This is a genomic window from Proteus sp. LHD240705, from assembly GCF_047921555.1.
GTDB lineage: Bacteria > Pseudomonadota > Gammaproteobacteria > Enterobacterales > Enterobacteriaceae > Proteus.
This window is the reverse complement of record NZ_JBLRMI010000002.1, coordinates 409,991-426,676: the sequence shown is the minus strand read 5'-3', so window position 1 is coordinate 426,676 and position 16,686 is coordinate 409,991. Positions and strand designations below refer to the sequence as shown.

Annotated in this window: 13 protein-coding genes; 9 read left to right on the top strand and 4 right to left on the bottom strand. The window is 36.6% G+C overall.

The features are described 5' to 3' along the window. Positions 1–104 precede the first annotated feature (104 nt). Positions 105–2,183, top strand: a complete 2,079-nt coding sequence (locus ACNART_RS05255; protein WP_198632111.1) for a TonB-dependent receptor domain-containing protein — start codon at positions 105–107, stop codon at positions 2,181–2,183. A 15-nt stretch (positions 2,184–2,198) separates the two neighbouring features. Continuing rightward, positions 2,199–4,568 (top strand): TonB-dependent receptor, encoded by a 2,370-nt coding sequence (locus ACNART_RS05250; protein ID WP_109371586.1) that lies wholly within the window; start codon positions 2,199–2,201, stop codon positions 4,566–4,568. A 230-nt stretch (positions 4,569–4,798) separates the two neighbouring features. On the opposite strand, the gene ACNART_RS05245 is transcribed toward ACNART_RS05250, so the two are convergent. Beyond that, complete coding sequence (locus ACNART_RS05245; protein ID WP_198619398.1) at positions 4,799–6,127, bottom strand: D-serine ammonia-lyase; 1,329 nt, start codon at positions 6,125–6,127, stop codon at positions 4,799–4,801. 12 nt (positions 6,128–6,139) lie between these two features. Next, complete coding sequence (gene dsdX, locus ACNART_RS05240; protein WP_416303470.1) at positions 6,140–7,477, bottom strand: D-serine transporter DsdX; 1,338 nt, start codon at positions 7,475–7,477, stop codon at positions 6,140–6,142. A 223-nt stretch (positions 7,478–7,700) separates the two neighbouring features. Here dsdX and dsdC point away from each other — a divergent pair, with 223 nt between their 5' ends. Continuing rightward, positions 7,701–8,645 carry a DNA-binding transcriptional regulator DsdC gene (gene dsdC, locus ACNART_RS05235; RefSeq protein WP_109371592.1) on the top strand — a complete coding sequence of 315 codons (945 nt, stop codon included), beginning with the start codon at positions 7,701–7,703 and terminating at the stop codon, positions 8,643–8,645. Positions 8,646–8,824: 179 nt separating this feature from the next. Here the strand turns inward: dsdC and gss are convergent, their stop codons facing one another. After that, on the bottom strand, positions 8,825–10,702 hold the full coding sequence (gss, locus tag ACNART_RS05230; protein ID WP_416303469.1) for a bifunctional glutathionylspermidine amidase/synthase: 1,878 nt from the start codon (positions 10,700–10,702) through the stop codon (positions 8,825–8,827). A gap of 602 nt (positions 10,703–11,304) precedes the next feature. Between gss and ACNART_RS05225 the strand changes: the two genes are divergently transcribed. From ACNART_RS05225 to efeB, 6 genes are all read left to right on the top strand, one after another. Then, the gene (locus ACNART_RS05225) at positions 11,305–11,592 is read left to right on the top strand and encodes a helix-turn-helix domain-containing protein (RefSeq protein ID WP_072063612.1); all 288 of its coding nucleotides are present in this window, start codon (positions 11,305–11,307) and stop codon (positions 11,590–11,592) included. Between the two features lie 303 nt (positions 11,593–11,895). After that, the gene (locus tag ACNART_RS05220) at positions 11,896–12,453 is read left to right on the top strand and encodes an iron transporter (protein ID WP_109371597.1); all 558 of its coding nucleotides are present in this window, start codon (positions 11,896–11,898) and stop codon (positions 12,451–12,453) included. Positions 12,454–12,522: 69 nt separating this feature from the next. Next, positions 12,523–12,870, top strand: coding sequence for a cupredoxin domain-containing protein (locus ACNART_RS05215; RefSeq protein ID WP_088493623.1), 348 nt, complete (start codon positions 12,523–12,525; stop codon positions 12,868–12,870). Positions 12,871–12,872: 2 nt separating this feature from the next. Next, positions 12,873–13,709 (top strand): FTR1 family iron permease, encoded by an 837-nt coding sequence (locus ACNART_RS05210; RefSeq protein WP_198619396.1) that lies wholly within the window; start codon positions 12,873–12,875, stop codon positions 13,707–13,709. Next, positions 13,699–14,622 carry an EfeM/EfeO family lipoprotein gene (locus ACNART_RS05205; RefSeq protein ID WP_416303468.1) on the top strand — a complete coding sequence of 308 codons (924 nt, stop codon included), beginning with the start codon at positions 13,699–13,701 and terminating at the stop codon, positions 14,620–14,622. The genes ACNART_RS05210 and ACNART_RS05205 overlap by 11 nt, the downstream gene beginning before the upstream one ends. Then, the gene (gene efeB, locus ACNART_RS05200) at positions 14,612–15,877 is read left to right on the top strand and encodes an iron uptake transporter deferrochelatase/peroxidase subunit (protein WP_416303467.1); all 1,266 of its coding nucleotides are present in this window, start codon (positions 14,612–14,614) and stop codon (positions 15,875–15,877) included. The genes ACNART_RS05205 and efeB overlap by 11 nt, the downstream gene beginning before the upstream one ends. Positions 15,878–15,941: 64 nt before the next feature. On the opposite strand, the gene ACNART_RS05195 is transcribed toward efeB, so the two are convergent. Continuing rightward, the gene (locus tag ACNART_RS05195; protein WP_198630224.1) at positions 15,942–16,631 is read right to left on the bottom strand and encodes a helix-turn-helix domain-containing protein; all 690 of its coding nucleotides are present in this window, start codon (positions 16,629–16,631) and stop codon (positions 15,942–15,944) included. Positions 16,632–16,686: the final 55 nt, after the last annotated feature.

Sequence of the window (16,686 nt, the reverse complement as noted above, 5' to 3'; positions counted from 1 at the left end):
TTATCATTTTGAAAAAATCACCACTTGCTAATGATAATTATATTTACTTACAATATTTACAAAATGTTATGTTATAACATTATAAAATAAAGGAGGTAAGTAAAATGAAAAAATCTGTTTTTAGTTATACAACGCTTTTTATTTCAATAAGTTATTCATTATTTGCAAACGCAAACACCACAACGAAATCAGAAGAAAAACCACAAAATGAGGTATTAAAGGTTTATTCAACGCCTTTACAAACACCACAAGAAAAAATGGCAACACCCGTTGCTGTCATTACACAAGAAGAGTTACGCGCTAATCGTAGTGCATCTATTGCTGAAACATTGACATCTCTACCCGGTTTTCATGCCAGTTTTTTTGGTGGAGGCTCAGTGCATCCCGTTATTCGTGGGATGTCAGGCAACCGAGTAAAAGTATTGCACAGTGGTAGTGATCTTATGGATGTATCGTCGATTGGTGCAGATCACGCAATCACGAGCGAACCTTTTTTAAGCCAGCGTATTGAAGTATTAAAAGGATCTTCAGCATTACTTTATGGAGGAGGCACAATCGGTGGCGCCATTAATGTTATTGATAGCAAAATTCCTATGTCAGTGCCTGAAAAAGGTTACGATGGCGAATTACATTATCAATATGATTCTGTTTCTAAAGGAAATACCGGTGCAGCAGGTTTGACATTAGGGCAAGATAATTTAGCTCTGCGTATTGAAGGCACGAAACGTTACCAAAGTAACTACAAACAACCCGAGCCATTACATCAAGGGGAAGCAAGCCGCTTAGCTGGTTCTTATCAAGATAACCAATCTGCAAATATCGGTGCATCATGGATCTTTGATGAGGGTTATATTGGAATTGGCTATGGTGAGCAACATCGCCGATATGGATTACCTGGTCATACTCATTTTCATGATCATGAGGAGGAGCATCATCACGCCCCTACTCACCCACCTTTAGTTGGTCATCATCATCATGATCACAATCATGAATACCCTGATGAACAACATGAGCATGGCATTCCCTATATTATTATGGAGAGTAAACGATGGGATCTTCGTGGTGAAAAAAGTAACCCATTTGCCGGTATTGAATCGGTACGTTTCAGTGCGGCCAGAACCCATTATCATCATGATGAAAAAGAAGGTCATGAAGTTAGTACCCAATTTAAAAACAAAGGAGATGAATTAAGATTTTCTTTCACACATCAACCTATTTTAGGCTGGCATGGTGTTATTGGCGGGCAATTTAATCAACGTGATTTTAGTGCTTATGGAGAAGAGGCTTATGTACCGTCAACAAAAACAAAAAATCACTCACTCTTTTTATTAGAAGAATACCAATTCGGCGATTTTCGCTATGAATTAGGTTTTCGCCAAGAGTGGCAATCACTGTTAAATAGAGAAACTCAAAAAAACAATAAACAGAGTGCATCTTCGATTTCTGCTGGATTAGCGTGGAATTTTACACAAGATTATTTTTTAAATTTATCACTATCACACACGAAAAGATTACCTGTTGCAGAAGAGCTTTACGCGAATGGTGTTCATGCTGCAAGTCGAACTATTGAAAAAGGCGATCCTAATTTAACCGCAGAGACGGCAAATAATATTGATATTGGGATAACTAAAGTAACAGGTGATATTCAATTCAATATTAGTACCTATTATAACCATATTGATAATTATATTTATGGCAAGTTTACTGGCGCTGAATTAAATAATGGATATCGACCATTACAATACGTACAACATGATGCTCAATTCAAAGGTGTAGAAGGTAATATTGACTATTACTATCACCAAGATAGCTTAATTGGTATTTCTGGTGATTATGTCAGAGCAAATTTACTGCATAATAAAGGAAATATTCCAAGGATCCCCGCTTATCGATTAAGCGTTTATATTAAACATAGTTTAACAGAAAATCTAAATGGACAAATTCGGGTTGATCACTTTGGAAAACAGAATAAAACAGCCGAATATGAAACGCCAACAGCATCTTACAATACAGTTAGCTTAGGTAGTGAATATATTGGCTATTTAGATAATACCAATTATACCTTGTATGCCAAAGTTAATAATATCTTTGATGCAAAAGGAAAAGACAGTACCTCTTATATTAAAGATGAAATGTATTTACCAGGTCGTAATATCATATTAGGCACTACTCTTACATTCTAAGTATAAAAAATAATTATGAAAAAAAGTAAATTCTCTATTATTTTACTTATGCTTTTGTCGTCTCCTTTATATGGAAAAGAGAATAATGAAGATAAAAGCAAAGGAAAAGAAATACCAAACGATGTTATTACTGTTAAAGCAACATCAATAAAAAACAAAGAGACTTTCTCTTCATTGTTACTGAATAATCGGGAAGAGATAAAAGGAAAACAACTTGAACAAATAAAGTCCAATACCATTGGTAATACCGTTTCAAAAGTCGCAGGAGTACAAGCAGAAGGTTTTGGCCCTAATGCCGCAAGACCCGTTATTCGTAGCATGTCTGGAAATAGAGTGGGCATTTTAGTCAATAATCTTCCTATTAATGATGTTTCATTTATCAGCGGAAATATGCCTATTCCCATTGATATGAACAGAATTAATGAAATATCGATCAGTAAAAACTCTGAAGCACTACTTTATGGAGGTAGTAGCAGTGGTGGTGCAATTCATTTGTGGGATGATAGGATAATGACACAGTTGCCTGAAAAAGCGATTTCAGGCGCCGTGACATTTAATGGAAGTACCAATAACGGTAATGGTGGATCAGCAAATATTAAATTCAGTAATGAAGAAAACTGGGTTTTTAATATTTCGGGTGCCACTAAACGAGTTACTAGATATAAAATTCCAACACATTCTAAAGCAGCACCTTGTTATAGCTATCAACAACTAAAAAGTCACTTTGCGTTACGTGATCAATGCCAAGTTGATATGAAAGTGTTTACCAGCCGTAATCCTGAAGCTTACCCTTACATTAGTGAGTTTTGGAAAAAATACAAAGTTGAATATGAATTAAGCGAAGATGATAAATATACTTTTAAAGATAAAGATTATTTTTCAGGTATTGGTTATGTTGATAATGAAGCTAACTCACAATATAAACCCGGCAGTCCCACATCCATTGAACATGTAACACCGCCTAAGCATTATGTTGAAAATAATAATAAAGAAATTCCTAATAGCTTTTTAAAAAGCCAAAGTGGTAATGCATCACTCTCTTATATTGAAGATGATGGTTATTTAGGCCTATCTATTACTGATTTTCAAACATCTTATGGTGTACCAGGATATGCTTATCTCACGTCGAAAACGACACGAGAAATGTACAAACCTATTTCAGTTTCAAACCATAATCGACGAATAGATATACAAGGAAAACATTATCACTTAACGCCCTTTTTCAGAGACAGCGCTTTTTATTACTCTTATTCTGAATCGAAAGATGAGGAGTTGGTCGGTCAAATTGCATCATCGGTATTTAACACTAAAAGCCATCAATTAGCGATAGAAACTGCACATACTCCGCTATTTAATCGTCTTAATGGTGCTGTCGGAATTAACGGTAATTATCGTGATCTGAAAACGTCTGGCTATGATGCTTATTTACCAAGTGTATTAACCAAAGAGTATGGAATATATTGGGTTGAGTCGTTAAATTTATCTCCTTTTGAAATTACTGCGGGATACCGTAAAGGCTATACCCATCATCATCTAAATATTCCCGATAATTATAATAGCGGTCGAGGACAAGGTTCAAATCTGCAAAATCGTCATTTTGATACCAGTGCAAATACATTAGCCTTATCTTTTACACCAATTGATGAATGGACATTAAAGCTACAAAAAAATATTTCTTATCGTGCTCCTGAAATTAATGAACTTTATACACATGGTCCCCACTATGCTTATTTAATTGAAGAACAAGGAAACAGTAAATTTAATACAGAAAAAAGTAAGAGCATTGAATTATCATCCATTATTGAGATTGGTAATTTTTCTAATAAACTCAATCTGTATAAAACTGACTATAGCGATTTTAAGTTTAGACGCTTAACGGGCGTAAGTCGTGGTGGCGTTACAGTAATGGAATGGGATGAAACTGATCTTGAAACAAAAGGTTTAGAATACGAATTTAAATATTTATATGAAATGCCTCACGACCATAATCTTACATTCACACTATTTGGTGATTTTGTTGAAAACAGAAGTAAAAGAAAGCTCTTTATTGCAGGTAATTATTTGCCTAATCTTCCCAATGAAAAACATGGTATTAGCCTTAATTATCAGCATGAAGAGTTAACCGCATTTAGTACTGCGACTTACTATAAAAAACAAAAAGAAAGTGGTGGATTAATGTATGGTGGGGATATTACTTTTCCTTCTTACACATTAGTTGATGCAGGAATTGGCAAAAAATATCATCTTGATAAATTAGATGTTTCTGTTGATTTTATTATTAATAATCTCACCAATACAGAAGCAAGACCCGCTTCTTCTCAGTTGAAATATTTAGCCCCTTTGCCAGGTAGAAATTATGGAGTGAATATCAAAATTGATTTTTAATATTTTCTAATTTAACAAGATATAAAGTAAGCGAGGCACCCAATGGGTGCCTCTTTTTTATAATAATACTACGACATTTTCCCCTGGTGTGACATCCTGGTGTGAATGTTTGAGGTAATGCTTGGTGTAGCATATTGCTACGTTTTTATTGTTTTAGAAAAATACTTGTACTACTCCCTTTATTTTTTGAGAAGCTATCAGAACAAAAGCTGATAGCCTCCGTTCTCTCTCTATTTTCCTTGAGCGAGATATTTTTGCATTTCATCTGCTGGAACCATACCACCACCAGTAGCCCATACTAAATGCGTTGCATTTTGCATTTTTTGACTGTCTAGTGATAATCCTTGCAGATAATCTTTAGCTTGAGTGACATGTACAGCACCTGTCATTCCAGCTAAAGCCGAAGGTTCTAACTTAATCCCTTCTTCTTTATTTAATAAACTGAGTAAGTCATAAAGCTCTTGGTCATCAATAGTGTAATAACCATCAATTAAGCGCTCCATTGCTCGACCAACAAAGCCTGATGCACGACCGACAGCAAGACCATCAGCCGCAGTTACGTTATCGATACCAATCTCTTGTACAGAGATGCCTTCATGTAATTGGGTATAAACACCCAATAACATACAAGGTGAGTGCGTTGGCTCTGCAAATAAGCAGTGTACGGCATCCCCAAATGCCAGTTTTAGCCCAAATGCAACACCACCAGGGCCACCACCGACACCACAAGGCAGGTAAACAAACAGAGGATGCTCACTATCAACACGAACACCTTGCTCTTCAAATTGGCGTTTTAAACGTAATCCCGCTACCGCATAACCCAAAAATAATGTTTTTGAGTTTTCATCATCGATAAAGAAACAGTTAGGATCTTTCTCTGCTTCTTTGCGGCCTTCTTCTACCGCAATGCTGTAATCTTGTTCATATTCAACAACATTAACGCCATGAGAACGTAATTTATCTTTCTTCCACTGACGTGCATCAGCAGACATATGAACACTCACACTAAAGCCTAATTTCGCACTCATGATCCCAATAGACATACCTAAGTTGCCTGTTGAGCCTACCGCGATACTATATTGGCTAAAGAATTCACGAAATTTATCAGAAAATAATTTTTCATAATTATCGTCTGTGCTCAACAATCCCGCGTTTATCGCTAATTTCTCAGCATGAGTCAGTACTTCATAAATCCCACCACGCGCTTTAATTGAGCCAGAAATAGGTAAATGACTGTCCTTTTTCAAACGCAATTGACCGCTAATGGACGTGTTATAACGCTTTTCAAGTGCGACTTTCATTTTAGGAATATCAACCACTTCTGATTCGATAATTCCTTGAGTAACAGCTGTTTCTGGAAATGCTTTAGCTAAATAAGGTGCAAAACGTTGTAATCTCGCTTGTGCGTCAATTACGTCATCTTGCGTTAAACCAACATATGGAAGTCCCTGGTCAGTGGTGGTCACTTTTGGGTTAAACCAAACCACTTCTTTTAAGTCCACTAAGTCACGAACTAGTGGAAAATTGCTTGTTAATTTATTTATATCTATATGGTTCATAGTCGTTCTCTTTTATATGACAAAAGAAAGCATAAATGTACCGCCTAATGCGACAAAGGAGGCAATAAAGGTCGCGACACTGTAAAAACGAAAAGTTTCACTTAAAGTTGCATTACAATACTGTTTCACTAACCAAAACAGTGAGTCTGTGACGATGGTACAACCAATAGCACCTGAACCAATTGCTAATGTAATAATTTCAGGGCTAATGTCTGGGTATAAAGGCATTAGTGGTGCAACAATTGCAGTCGCGCCCATCATTGCAACAGTTGCAGAACCAACAGCAGCATGAAGAATAATGGCGACTAACCAAGCCAATAAAATAGGATGCATATCTAAGTTAGAAAGAATTAACGCTAAAGATTCACTTAAACCACTACCTTTTAAAATGCCATTAAAAGCACCACCCGCACCAATAATTAATAAGATGTTGGCAATAGAGCTAAAGCTATCTTCTGTTTTCTTCAATAACGTATTCATGCCCATATTACGGCGAATACCTAGAATATAATAAGCAACAAAGGCAGCAATAAACATCGCAGTAATTGGGTTACCAATAAACTGTAATGCAGTATAAAGCGATGTTCCCTTTGTCATATTTAATTCTGCTGCTGTTTTTATCAACATCAGAACAATAGGCAGTAATACAGTAAAGAGAGTGGCACCTAATGAAGGTAAATCTTTTTCTTCACGAATTTCCATATCAGAAAATTCTTCAGGTACTGTTTTAAATGGTAAGCGTTCACCTAATATTTTTAAGAATAAAGGACCACCCACTAAAGATGCGACTAAACCAACTGCAAGACCCGCAACAATAACGGTTCCCATATCTGCCCCTAATTCATTAGTCACGAATAATGCAGCAGGATGAGGAGGAACAATACAGTGAACAGCCATTAATGCTGTACATAATGGAATAGCTAATTTTAATAATGAAGTATTTGTTTTTTTCGCAATAGAGAAAGCAAGAGGGATCAGTAATACCACACCCACTTCAACAAAGAGTGTAATACCACAAATAAGACCAACCAATACCATAATAACGTCTGGAGATAACCAACGGCATTTTTGTAATGTAATACCGATGCGTTCTGCGGCACCTGATATTTCCATCATCTTACCAAGAATAGTTCCTAAACCGATAATTGCTGCTAAAAATCCTAACGTACCACCAATACCGTTTTCAATCGCATTTACCATTTCTAAAGGATTCATCTTCATTGCAGTACCCACAAAGAAGCTTGCCAATAGTAAGGCTAAAAACGGATGAAACTTAAATTTTATTATAGTAAAAACAATGAGCAAGATACTAATTATAAGAGTACCTAGCACCCATAACGTTGAATCCATATATCCATCCCAAATATTTTATTTATTGTTAATCATATTGAATATTAATCATTCGGTACTTACAAATGATGAAAATTTACACTAAGATGAAATCAATTAACTCAAATAAGTGACACAATGCACAAATAATCACATTATGATAAGTAGCAGCATGGTATTTCATCTTAACATTAGCTTGATTGTTAACCTACGTTACTATTAACAACAAAACGAGAATAAAAGAATGTTTGAATCTTCTAGCGTGATTTTAAGAAATAAACGATTATCTAGTTATCAATTAGCAAGACTTCACACTTTTGAAGCAACAGGTCGCCACCTTTCATTCGCTTTAGCAGCAGAAGAACTGTCCTTAACGCCAAGTGCTATTAGTCATCGTATTAATACGTTAGAAGAAGAATTAGGTATCAAGCTATTTGACCGCTTTCATCGCCGAATAGAGTTAACAGAAGAAGGTGAACGAATTTATTGGGCGCTTAAAAAAACGCTAGAAGATATTAACCAAGAAATTTTAGATATTCATAACCAAGAAGTCTCAGGCATTCTCACCGTTTATTCACGACCTTCTATTGCCCAATGTTGGCTAGTTCCTCTTATTTCAGATTTTACTGAACGTTATCCCTCTATTGAATTAAATCTACTCACAGGAAATGATGATATTAACTTTCGAGGTTATGGCATTGATCTGGCGATTTATTTTGATGATAAACAACTACAAAATCTTTATTGCGAAGATTTAATTTCAGAATCTATTATTCCCGTATGTAGCCCTGAATATGCTAAAAAACATGAGCTTATTGGTAATATTCATCATCTATCCAATTGCACCTTACTGCATGATAGGCAAGCTTGGAGTAATAACTCTGATTTCGACGAATGGCGAGCTTGGAGTGAATATATGGGGCTTTCACTTTTTCCTAATCGTAGCAATATCTGTTTTGACCGCTCTGATCTTGCTGTTATTGCTGCGGTTAACCACTCAGGAGTGGCGATGGGAAGAAAACGTTTAGTGCAAAAACAACTGGCTAATAAAGAATTAATTATTCCTTTTGATAATAGTGAGCTTTTTTGTGCTCAGCGTTATTACCTCGTCACTAGAAATGAAAAAAATAATGCTAAAGTACAGCTTTTCATTCAGTGGCTGAAAAAACAAATCAAGGAAAGAATGTAATTTTCTAAGGAAAATCCGATGAAAGAGATGACCTTTTCAACACAACAGATCGTCGCTATTGCAAAATATGCAGGTTTAATCGTCGCAAATAGAAAACATATCACTGAGAATATTCTTTATTAAAATAAACCCGCCAATTAGGCGGGTCTATCGTTTATTAATTCTAAACGTCTATGATCTTATTTAGCTAGAAAGTGTTTATCTTCAATCACAATTAAAGGTTCAATATCACTCTCTTTTTTAATAACTAGAGTTGGGTCTGAACGTAAACAACAACCGCCATAATGCCCGCCCACTGTAAAGGTGCAAACTTGGATATAACGATTTGCCACTTTTGGTAAACACCATAATTCTTGGTAAATATTTTCTTGATGATCAAACTGACCACTGGTTTCATCTAACACATTATCTTTATGATCGACTAAACCAATGTTACTACCACAACGACCTGCAATCGGTTTAACCGCATAACCACTTTGTGCAAGACGAGGTGTCACTGTGAAATCAGTATCTAACAAATAAGGATTATCAGGGAACAATTGCCATAAAATAGGTAGAATCGCTTTATTACTAGGAATAAGTGTCCAAAGAGGTTCAAAAACGGTAATTTCAGGACGTAAAAGCACATCGACCAAGCGGACTTCGCCTTCAGGATGCCCTGTACGAATAGGGATCAGTGCTTGTTGTTCACTCTCTTCTCTTAGTTGGTCTAATGCTGTTTCCCAAGCCCATGTTTTCCAAACACATTCAACAACCCGCTTGTCTGCATCAATCAATTGACCACGACTATTCCAATGAAGTTCATCTAATCCACGTAGAATTTTACTGTTATAACCTGCTTGATTCAGTGATTGTTGCATAAAGAGAGCGTGATAATCTTCTTCACTATCATCATCTTGAAGAATATGCACAAAAGGTTTTGCATCACAGTGTTTCCAAGCATCCGCTAATGCATCAAGTAAGCGTTCACCAGGGTTAAAACCCTCTTTAATTCCACCTTTCTGTGCCCATTTCTCGATGATTAAGCCAGCTTCGGTATGGCAAGAGGCAGAGTCAGCATTATATTCATAAACTTTGACACCACGTTCATCCATACAAAAATCTAATCGTCCCGTGATCATTTGATGGCGTCTGTTTTGCCATGACAAACGAATACGAGGCCACAACACTTCAGGAATATCGAATAAACGCAGTAGATTATCGTCTTTCAACACTTTTTCAGTTGCATGCAAATACATCAAATGCATTTCATTACTTGCACGAATAAGTTCCTGCTCTGCACTTTCTGAAATGGTGAAATATTCATAGCTATCTTGATTGATGATATGACCGTGTTGTGCGACGACATACGCTTTTTCTAGCGGTGAACTTTCATCTAACCATTTGCCATCCAACTGGCCTTTATTCTCAAGTTTTTCCGCATGAATGGCTAACAGTTCAGGCGCAATTTTAGGTTGAGGAAGGCTATAAGCATTAGGCTCTGTTTGGATCATCCAACCTAATAGAGTTGTATTATCAAAAGTATCTTGAATAAAGTAACCGTTATCCGTCACTTTAAGCGGTAATTCTCGAGTCCACTGTTGCCCAGCAGGTAATCGAGTGTGGATAACATTTTGTTCCGCAATACGAATTTTATCTTCAAGCACTTCAGTAATAACCGCAACATGCCCTGTTACTTTAAACTCACCACCTTCTTGCCAAATCAGCAAAGCACCCACTGCTGGCGACTGTTTACTACCATTGGCAAAGGCTTGTAATGGCAATATATCGTCATTTATGGTTTTGCGTAAAAAACGCAGCGAGAATATCTCATAAGCCATTCCCACATCAGTAAATACAGTTCCATAATGTAAATAGAGAAAACGGCGAGCAAACTCAACACACTGCCACTTATGCCCCATATATTCATTACCAATATAACTACGGAATGAATCATTAGCGGCATAGTCTTCTTTATCAATACTGCTGTAATCTGAAGAGTAAATCGCGACACCACCAGGCGCATAGCCTAGCAATGTTCCAAATGGTTCATGAGGAATGATATCTTTTACATTCATAATCTCGACCTTGACGATAAATAGATAATTACCCTGCAATACTTATAATTTGCCTAAGTATTATAGATAACAATCTTAACGCCGTAGACTATTGGATGTGAATGTAATTTTATAAATGACAATAAAATGAAAATTATTGTTTGGGTTTGACGCTATTTTAAGAAGGGAAATCGCAGCGAGATAAAAAAAAACTCAAAAATAACCCATTATAAAAAGCCTATAAAAGGTATTTTCGAGTATAAATACAGTCAAAGAGGGCTTTATCTTTTTTATTGTGATTGCATTATTTACTCTTTATTAATCATAAATGCGAGCATAAATAACAGAATAAATGGTGTTTAGGCAATATATAGCACTGCTTATCAAAAAATCCTCGATTATCCTGCTAGAAAAAAGAAAGATCTCAAAATAGTTTAATGAAAATTAATATCATCTTATAACGTAACGGGTATAAATAATTCATCCAATTAACCGATAACACAGTAGTATGGATTTGACTCATTCAAGCTGGAGTGCTTGTTTATTTTGAAGATCCATCACGGAAACTTAATATTCAATTTATTGGATATTATTGGTGGTTGATAGGAAGAATGAGGTCACTAATGTCAAAGATTTATCCCATTTCTCAAATTATTGGGCATAAAATTCGTAAACAACGCCAGCAGCTTCGCTTGTCAGCAAAAGTTGTCGCGGAACGAGTCGGTATTAGCCAGCAACAATTTTCACGTTATGAGAATGGGCTATGTAAGATTGATGTTGATATGCTCTTTCATATTGCACAAGAGCTAAAAGTCACTCCTGCATTTTTCCTCCCACCAAATGAAGAGCAAGTTTCAGCTGTGGCGCTGACACAGTCCAAACAGTTTTGGAGTGCTCAAAGTCAAATTTAATATTCTTAATATGGAAGTCTTCTATTTTATCTTCTTATTATGATAAATAAGATTTCCATATATCATTCTTAATTAGATGATTTCATTGAGTATTATTACCTGGAATTATTAATCCCATTCATATATTTCTTTCAGAACAACAAATTTTTTTCTTTTATAAAAGAAAACGTTATCACTATTTTCACTGACTTCCCTGCCAACTTAAGCGATATTTTTCGTATAGATTATCTCCTATTTCTAATACAAATTATGTTAACCTTATTAAGAATAATAACAATTATCATTCAATAATAGGGGTTAAACATGAAATATCGCTATGCACTCTCTCTCACTGCACTCTCATTTCTTTCTGCGTCCGCTCTTGCTGTCGAGTATCCAGTTGGTCATCCTATTCTTAAAAATGGTATGGAAATTCAAGGGGTTTATCTCCAACCTATCACAATGGATACCGAAGAAGGTCATCATGCGATGAATCACTTGGCTGCTGATAAGGCAGATATCCATTTAGAAGCAGATATTCATGCTACGGAAGATAATCCGAATGGATTTGCTGAGGGTGATTGGATCCCTTACCTCACCATCGAATACACCGTAACAAAATCCGACGCGCCTGCGAAAAAACAACAAGGTACATTTATGGCGATGGTTGCCAACGATGGCCCTCACTATGGTGAAAACCTGAAACTAGACGGGAATGGTCAATATAACGTGACCTATAAAATTTACCCGCCTTCATACAACAAAGATATCGCTTTTGGTCGCCATATCGATAAAGAAACAGGTGTTTCACCTTGGTTTGAACCCTTTGAAGTGTCATGGGATTTCACCTATAGCGGTACGGGTCGTAAAGGCAGTTACTAATTAGCTTGATAACGGATAAATCCAACCCTTTGGATTTATCCTTTTTCTCTTTTTTTAAGTGAAACGCTGATGATCAAAACTCTCTCTAAATATACATTATTACTACTGTTAATGGTGACATCCTCTGTTTTTGCAGCAGAGAAATACACCGTTGAATTAGAAATGAAAGATGGCGAACTTATTCCCCAAGTACTTGAAGTCCCCGCTAAAACACCTATTAGAATAAAAATTCGTAATACAGGCACTAGCCCTGTTGAATTTGAAAGTACACAGCTACGTAAAGAAAAAGTATTAGCACCGGGCGCCAATTCTGTCGTTGTAATCGCACCACTAAAACCAGGCCGTTACACCTTCTTTGATGATTTTCACCTTTCTCATCCTCAAGGTGAAATTGTTGCAACTGAAAAGGCAGAGTAATTATGGGACAAGTTCTGTTTGTTGTTTGGCGAGAAAGTTTTGAAGCGCTATTAGTGGTAGGCATTATTTATGCGTGGATAAAACGTTCACCAACACCACAACAAGGTATGAAATATTTATGGGGTGGCGTGGTATTTGGGTTATTTCTTGCCATTATTCTAGCGCTAAGTATTTATGGCGTATTTAGCTCACTCGAAGATATGTGGCAATCTCTATTTATGATCGCAATGGAGATCCTCGCTTGTGTACTTATTGTGCAGATGGTTTATTGGATGAATGGGCAAGGAAAATCATTAAAAGCAAATATAGAAAATGAACTCACCCAAAAAACACAGCAACAAAGTGCATGGGGTATTTTATTGATTATTGCCATTGCGATTGCCAGAGAAGGCAGCGAAGTCGTGGTATTCCTCTCTAGCCATATTATGGCTCTCAATGCACAAACAGCACTACCTTTCTTTATTGAGGTCTTTATTGGCTTACTTGTCGCTGCATTCACACTATGGCTATTTTTGCTGACTTCAAAAGTTATTTCATGGCGCTATTTCTTTACCGTAACAGGATTTTTATTACTATTTCTTGCCGTTTCTCTGTTATTAAAAGCCGTAGAAGAAATTGCAAATCTACTGATTGAAATGGATTTTGAATTACCTGATTTCTTTATTTATCCACTTTGGGATATTAGCCATATTCTTGATGATTCCAGTGTCTTTGGTAATTTTTTAGTCTCGTTTTTTGCTTATCGCTCTCAACCCATTGGTTTAAGCGTCGTGACATTTATTGTGTATTGGGTGGTTGTAGCACTGTTATTTAAACGAGGCGCTCGCCATGCTAAATAATGTAAAGTTGTTAAGTAAAAAGATCACCATTTTTCTATTTATCTTGTTGTTTTCTTTTCCTATTTATGCCGAAAAAATTATTCAGGGTATTATTCAAGATAGCGACAATGTCGTTATTGCCAAAGGGGATATCCCCACTCCTAAAAAGTTTGAAACCGATATTTTAAATTACCGAGAAAAGGCTGTTGAACAATTAACGCTAGTTGAAAAATCGCTCGATAAATTAATCGAAAATAGTGAAAAAAATCAGCTTATTAATGCACAAAATGCTTATCAACAAGCGCATTATCATTATGAAGTGATCCGCCCTATTATTGCCCTTTTTGGTACAAGCGAACGTTTATTGAATAATCGAGCCGATTTCTTTCTTGAAAGAGAAAATTCACCTCGTTTTTCAGGATTTCATTTAGTTGAATATCAACTGTTTAAATTAAAAGATCTTCAAAAAGCCACCGAATCAGCAAAAGCCCTTTTAAGAGGCATTAGTGACTTAAAAAAACGTGTCGCGATTGAAGATATTCCTATTCCTAAATTGGTTCAATCTGCGGGTGATAGCTTAGAGTTTATTTTAACTGACAAACTCGCTGGTATTGAAAATCAATATTCAAACAGCGATCTGGGTGATAGTTATGCCAATTTATCTGGATCGCGCTTAATCGTAGAGATCTTATCTAATCATATTCCAACGACAGAATATCAACTGGTTATCAAACAGTATGACGATATAGGTGCTCTGCTTTTAAAATATCAGCGCGATGAAGGTCTATTCCAGCCTTTAACCGCGCTTCCTGAAACAGAAAAAAGTTGGCTTTTTTCTCAAGTGACACAATTAGCAGAGCAAGTGGCAAACTTGCGTAGCACGCTCAATATTGATGTTTACTATCACTATAAAGAAGCAAGTGATGAAAAATAAAACTCTCTTTAAATCGCTATCAAAAAATCCTGTTAACCTAAATAAACGTACAACGTTAAAATGGCTAGGAGGGAGTCTATTACTCGCCAGTATGGGAGCAAAAGCAGTAGAAAAACAAAGCGCGTCTTCAATACCTCGTTATCAGCGCGCTATTGCCTATTTAGGTAAACATCAAGCGGGTGTTATTACGCCAGAACAAAAACACGCCTCATTGATTGCACTTAATCTGACAGTAACAAACGCCGATGATATAAAAAGAGTATTTACAACACTGACACAACGAATTGCATTTTTAACTCAACCCAGAGAACTTCAACAAAGGGCTAACCCGCATCTTCCCCCTGCTGAATCTGGTATTTTAGGAACACAATTACACCCTGATGAATTAACCGTCACCGTTGCTTTAGGTGATAGTTTTTTTGATAGCCGTTTTGGTTTTCAAGCTAAAAAACCTAAGCGCTTAGAGCCCATGAAACCCTTTCCTAATGACCGACTCGATCCTAAATGGTGTGGTGGCGATGTATTACTGCAACTTTGTGCGAATAGCCCAGAAAGTGTAATTTATGCGTTAAGAGATATTTTAAAACACCTGTCAGGGAAGGTTTATGCTGTATGGAAAATCGATGGCTTTCTTCCTTCTCGTGATATCGATAATCGACAAACACCTATTAATCTTTTTGGCTTTAAAGATGGCTCGGGCAACGCCCCTTCTTCAGATAATAATTTGATGGATGATCTTGTTTGGATCACTGAGAAACAAAAAGAGCCACAGTGGTGTTTAGGTGGAAGTTATCAAGCTGTTCGCCTTATTCGTTTTGCTTTGGAATTTTGGGATAGAACACCGCTTGAAGATCAAGAAAATAACTTTGGGCGCCATCGCTCAACGGGTGCACCAATAGGTATGAAGCAAGAGATGGACGATCCTCAATTTGAAAAAGATCCCCACGGTGACAGAGTGCTATTTGATTCTCATATGCGACGAGCTGAACCAAGAAATCCAGAACGTTACAGTGCAAAATTACGCCGACGTAGTTATAGCTACTCATTAGGATTAACGCCTTCAGGTCAACTAGATATGGGGCTGATCTTTATCTCATTTCAAAATAACCTTAAAAAAGGGTTTATTGATACCCAAAAACGTTTAGATGGTGAACCCTTAGAGCGTTATATCAAACCTTTTGGCGGTGGATATTACTTTGTGTTACCCGGTGTTTCACAAGAAGGCGACATTCTGGCAAAAGGACTATTCGATTAATCAACACACGATTTTAGGCACTTTGCTTTTAATGCAAAAGTGCCTAAATACGTTCTTTAGCAAATTAATGGGAGAAATGCGCCATTTTTGCTTTTAATGCATTGCCTAGCTCCACTTGCCTTTCAGGTTCAATAAATCCCATCGTCAATACTGCCGCCACCATTTCCCCTTTTTTATTAAATACAGGACATGAAATAGATTGTGCGCCAGGAATACCATCAGCAGGCTCCTGACGAATAGCAAAACCTTGTTGGCGAATAGTATTTTGCTGCTTTTGTGATAAATCTGCTTCAATCATCAAATCACTAAAGGTGGCAAAAACAGCACCCGCGGCACTAATTTTATGAGGAACAGGAGTATCAGGCAAAAAATCGATATCAACATGTTTAAAGCTACGGTTGTAACGTGTTAAAAACAGTTGATTACCTTGAGATATCACCAATCCCGTAGACATATTATGTTCGTCTCTGAACTCACATAATAGCTGATTAATCTCATCCACAAAGGATTGTGGTTTTGGCGTTGCCTGCGCTAAAAAAAGAATTTTACGGCCCAAACAATACTGGCTTCCTTCACTTTCTTGATACAGCATTTCTGAGCGACAAAGTGAAACTAAATACTTATGTAAGCGACTTTTTGAAAGCGAACAGGCTTTTGCAATATCTGACGATCGGGCAATACCCCCATTCGACGCAATAAATTCGAGAATGGTAATAGCGATATCAACCGAGTTAACTCCTTGAGAATTCTGCATTTATTTTCTTCACACCTATTCGTTATTTACTTTACTTTATGACGATATCCCATTA

Bases quoted from the DNA above. Each gene is read 5' to 3' on its own strand.
- ACNART_RS05215 (WP_088493623.1), top strand. From the start codon at position 12,523: ATGATCAAAACTCTCTCTAAATATACATTATTACTACTGTTAATGGTG.
- ACNART_RS05255 (WP_198632111.1), top strand. From the start codon at position 105: ATGAAAAAATCTGTTTTTAGTTATACAACGCTTTTTATTTCAATAAGT.
- dsdC (WP_109371592.1), top strand. From the start codon at position 7,701: ATGTTTGAATCTTCTAGCGTGATTTTAAGAAATAAACGATTATCTAGT.
- ACNART_RS05195 (WP_198630224.1), bottom strand. From the start codon at position 16,631: ATGCAGAATTCTCAAGGAGTTAACTCGGTTGATATCGCTATTACCATT.
- ACNART_RS05210 (WP_198619396.1), top strand. From the start codon at position 12,873: ATGGGACAAGTTCTGTTTGTTGTTTGGCGAGAAAGTTTTGAAGCGCTA.
- gss (WP_416303469.1), bottom strand. From the start codon at position 10,702: ATGAATGTAAAAGATATCATTCCTCATGAACCATTTGGAACATTGCTA.
- ACNART_RS05220 (WP_109371597.1), top strand. From the start codon at position 11,896: ATGAAATATCGCTATGCACTCTCTCTCACTGCACTCTCATTTCTTTCT.
- efeB (WP_416303467.1), top strand. From the start codon at position 14,612: ATGAAAAATAAAACTCTCTTTAAATCGCTATCAAAAAATCCTGTTAAC.
- ACNART_RS05250 (WP_109371586.1), top strand. From the start codon at position 2,199: ATGAAAAAAAGTAAATTCTCTATTATTTTACTTATGCTTTTGTCGTCT.
- ACNART_RS05245 (WP_198619398.1), bottom strand. From the start codon at position 6,127: ATGAACCATATAGATATAAATAAATTAACAAGCAATTTTCCACTAGTT.
- dsdX (WP_416303470.1), bottom strand. From the start codon at position 7,477: ATGGATTCAACGTTATGGGTGCTAGGTACTCTTATAATTAGTATCTTG.
- ACNART_RS05225 (WP_072063612.1), top strand. From the start codon at position 11,305: ATGTCAAAGATTTATCCCATTTCTCAAATTATTGGGCATAAAATTCGT.
- ACNART_RS05205 (WP_416303468.1), top strand. From the start codon at position 13,699: ATGCTAAATAATGTAAAGTTGTTAAGTAAAAAGATCACCATTTTTCTA.